Annotated in this window: 2 protein-coding genes and 2 pseudogenes; 2 read left to right on the top strand and 2 right to left on the bottom strand. The window is 76.4% G+C overall.

Annotated elements, in window-relative coordinates:
• Positions 1-99 (top strand): annotated as a pseudogene (locus tag HCN52_RS26475) (SUKH-4 family immunity protein); the annotation flags it as partial.
• Positions 100-1,133: 1,034 nt separating this feature from the next.
• On the opposite strand, the pseudogene HCN52_RS26545 reads toward HCN52_RS26475, so the two are convergent.
• Positions 1,134-1,316 (bottom strand): annotated as a pseudogene (locus tag HCN52_RS26545) (SUKH-4 family immunity protein); the annotation flags it as partial.
• A 7-nt stretch (positions 1,317-1,323) separates the two neighbouring features.
• The gene (locus HCN52_RS22860) at positions 1,324-2,298 is read right to left on the bottom strand and encodes an SMI1/KNR4 family protein (RefSeq protein ID WP_168090331.1); all 975 of its coding nucleotides are present in this window, start codon (positions 2,296-2,298) and stop codon (positions 1,324-1,326) included.
• 126 nt (positions 2,299-2,424) lie between these two features.
• On the opposite strand from HCN52_RS22860, the gene HCN52_RS26470 reads away from it, so the two are divergent.
• The coding region (locus HCN52_RS26470) for an SUKH-3 domain-containing protein (protein WP_209314876.1) at positions 2,425-3,503 on the top strand (1,079 nt) is incomplete at its 3' end.

Raw genomic sequence — 3,503 nt, 5'->3', positions numbered from 1 at the left:
CAGTTCGTCAACTCCTCGCTGCCGCAGTTCGCGCGGTCGATGGCGCTGCTGGGCCGGATGTGGCGGCTGCGGTTCGGGCTCACCCCGGAGCCGGCGGGGCCGGGCGGGGGAGTGGCGTGCGCCAGCATGGTCGCCGCGTGGTGCACGCCGTCGCCGCCGCTCGTACCGACCGGTGGCGGGGGCGGCGGCGGGGTGTCCCGCTTCGCCGCCTGGCTCTGGCGCTTCAGATCGACGGCGGAGACCATCTGCGTCGGCACGTAGGAGCTGTCGCCGCCGGTCTGCGGGCTGCGCGGGGCGGCCGACGCCTTGGCGGTGTCGGCCTCGGCTATGTCCGCCGCGCCGGTCGCCCGCGCCGTCGGCGGGGGCCCCGGCGGCGGGGGCGGCGTCGGGGCGGGTGTCTGCCGTTCGGGGACGGCCGGGTGCACCGCGGTCGCCGGCAGTTCACCGCGAGCGGGCATGATCGCCGTCCGTGCCTCCGCGTCGGCGAGGTCGGCGGGCTCCGGCCCGGCGGCGGGCGCCGGGGCGCTCACCGCCGGGGTGGAGAACACGGTTGCCGGCGGCGGCATCGAGGCGTCGTCGGCGCCCGTCCCGGAGGTGTCGGTCGCGTCCCACGGCGAGCCGCCGCCCGTGGCCGGGGCGGCGGGGGGCTCCGCGGCGGCGGACCCGCCCGCCCCCGACCCGTCCTCCGGGTTCAGCACCGCGAAGGGGTCGACCGGCCGCCCGGCCGCTGCGGCGGGCTCCGCCTCGGCGGGCTCCGGCGCCACCGGCTCCGCCTCGCTGCCCTCCGCCTCTGCACCCTCCGCCTCGGCGGGTTCTGCTTCGGCGGGTTCCGGTTCGAAAGGCTCCGGTTCGAAGGGCTCCGCCACGTCCTCCGGCCGCAGGCCCGCCCCCACCGGGCGCTGCGGAGCCGGAGCCGCCACCGGCTCCGCCGGCTCCGCGGCCGGGCGGTGGTCGGGGATTCCCGCGCGGTCGGCGGCGTCCTGGAGCCACTGCGGCGGCGTCAACAGGAAGGACGTCGCCTCCAGATCGACGGCGGGCGGCTCCTGCTCGGGTTCCGGCGCCGCCGGCACGTCGCCGTACCGCGCCAGGTAGGCGTCTATCACCCCGTCGACCGGCAGCGCCGGCCACAGCGTGGTCTCGCCGCTGTCGCGGGCGATCACCAGTCGGCCGCCGGTCGGGTGCCCGGACGGGCCCTCGGCCCAGGCCACGAAGCCGAGGTCGAACTCGCGGACCACGACCGCGCGCCGCGCGTCCCCCGTGACCGAGGCGTTCACCCACCGCTCGGCGCGCTCCTGCGCCTGTGCGAACGTCACCATCGGTGTCTCACCTCTCCAGCGGGACGGCGTACGCGAACCCGCCGTCCACCATCAGATTGGCGACGGTGTCCAGCTCCGGCGGGTTGGCCGCCAGCCGCAGCAGGAACGCGTCGAAGTCGGCGCCGCACGGCAGCAGCAGCCGGTCGACCCGCTCCTGGACCGTCAGACCGTCCTTGTCCCGGGCGTCGTCCAGCGGGCACAGCCACACCGACCCGGTCTCCTCGCCCTTGACCTTCAGCGCCAGGATGCCGCCCTGCACGAACGCCACGCCGAGGTAGTCCTTGGTGAGGTGGTCGCGCAGGCACTTGTTGATGTAGACGAGGTCGTTGACGGCCGCCTCGTCGCGCAGCGTGAAGAACGGCTGGTCCAGCAGCAGCCCCAGCTCCGCGTCGAGCGCGACCCCCTCCGGCGCGCCGCCGCCGACGGCCTTGAGGAACATCCGGTACGCCTCGGGCAGCCGGTAGCCGAGCTTGGCCTCCGCGCCCGCCACCAGCTCCTCCGGCACCCCGATGGGCTGCGGCACCGCGAAGTGCACCGGCTGCGGATCCGCCAGCGGCCGGGTCCCGCGCTTGTCCTGGTCGACGGCGGTGGTGGAGAGGCCGCCGTGGTGGCGCAGCAGCGCCTTCACCTCGGCCGGTACCAGCTCCAGCCGCCGGCTGCCCGCCACGTGGTGCCACGTCCACCCGTGGGGGGTCGCCACCGGGGGGACGTCGGCCCACAGCTCGTGGCCCTCGGCGTGCAGCGCCGCGTTGGCCGACACGTAGTCGGTCAGCCGCAGCTCGTCGACGCCGAAGCCCTCCGGGGGCTCGGCGATCTCCGCCGCGGCGCGGGCATAGGGAGAGAAGTCCGGGTAGCCGTCGTCGTCGACCCGGATCCCCTGCGGGAAGCGGGCGGCGCGAACGGGGTCCGGGAACTGCACCACCTGTCCGGCGTAGGCCCGGTTCGGTGGCGCGGCCTGCTGCCCGAGCCGACCTGTCGTCATGGCGTCTGCCCCCTGCTGCTGATCGCTGTTCCGCCACAGCCTATGGGGTCCCCGGTCCGGAGGGCACGGTGTGGCAAGCTGACGGATACGAGGTCCACGCCTCATCGCGGGGGAGGAACCACCACCATGAAGACGATTCCGGACAGCGGCCGGCGAGCTGTCGGCGACCCCCGCCTGGGCTGGGCCCGCCCCGGCGCCCCCCGCCTCCACCACCGCCGCGACGGCATCCTCCCCACCACCGCCGCCGCCCTGTCGCTGCCCGGCGAGCCGGTGCTCACCGCCACCGCCGCCCGCTCCGGCCCGGTACCCGAACCGCACCCCCTGGTGCGGAAGGTGCTCGACGGCCTCGGCCCCGCGCAGCGCGACCGCCACACCGGCCGCTGCCCGGAGGTGACGCTGGTCTCCCGGCGTTTGACCGCCGCCGACGCCTCCAGCAACGGCCAGGCCCGCCGCGCCCTCAAGGGCGCCCGCATCACCACCCGCCACATCCGGGAGGACGGCGACCCGCAGCACGGCGAGTACGCGCGGCACTGCCACTCCTGCACCGCGCTCCTCAACCACTTCGGGGTGCGCTCCATCAGCCCCGTCACCGATGCCACCACCGCGCTGCGGCTCCCCGTCCTGAAGGGGAAGGCCGCCACCGGCGGCGAGGACACCGCCGCCCTGGTCGAGCAGGCCCTCGTCGACGCCGGCTGGGAACCCGGCCGGTGCGCCGAGGAGTCGGTCCTCTGGGCGGCGGAACTGCGCAACCACCTCTCCTCGCTGGGCCACCCGCACGTCGTGGTGCCGGCGGCCGAGCAGCTGTGGGAGGAGTTCGGCTCCCTCACCGTGGTGCCGCGCGCGGGCGGCCGGGAGCACGTGCCGTGCCAGGTGACGGTGGCGCCGCTGCGGGGGCTGCACGCGGCCCGCACGCTGCGCGACCTCGGGCAGGCGCTCGGCACCGAACTGACGCCGCTGGGGGAGGCCGGGCACCTCGGCCCGGAGGGGCCCGGGGTGGGCGCGGGGCTGCTCGCCGTCGACGAACAGGGACGCGTGTACTGCGTCGATCACACGGGCGACTGGTTCGCCGGGGAGGACCTCCGGTCGGCCCTGGGCGCGCTGCTCACCGGCACCTCGACGCCGAGTTCGACGCCCTTTCCGCCGACGCCGACGAGGCGACCGTGCGCGAGCTCGCCGCCCGCCTCGCCCCGGTCATCCGCGACCTC

Origin of the sequence: Streptomyces bohaiensis (assembly GCF_012033785.1) — a bacterium.
Taxonomy (GTDB): Bacteria; Actinomycetota; Actinomycetes; order Streptomycetales; family Streptomycetaceae; genus Streptomyces; species Streptomyces bohaiensis.
Note: the sequence above shows the minus strand (reverse complement) of the source record. Positions and strands in the feature narration are given on the sequence as shown.

Excerpts from the sequence above, each read along its gene's own strand:
- HCN52_RS22860 (WP_168090331.1), bottom strand. The coding sequence starts at position 2,298 with ATGACGACAGGTCGGCTCGGGCAGCAGGCCGCGCCACCGAACCGGGCC.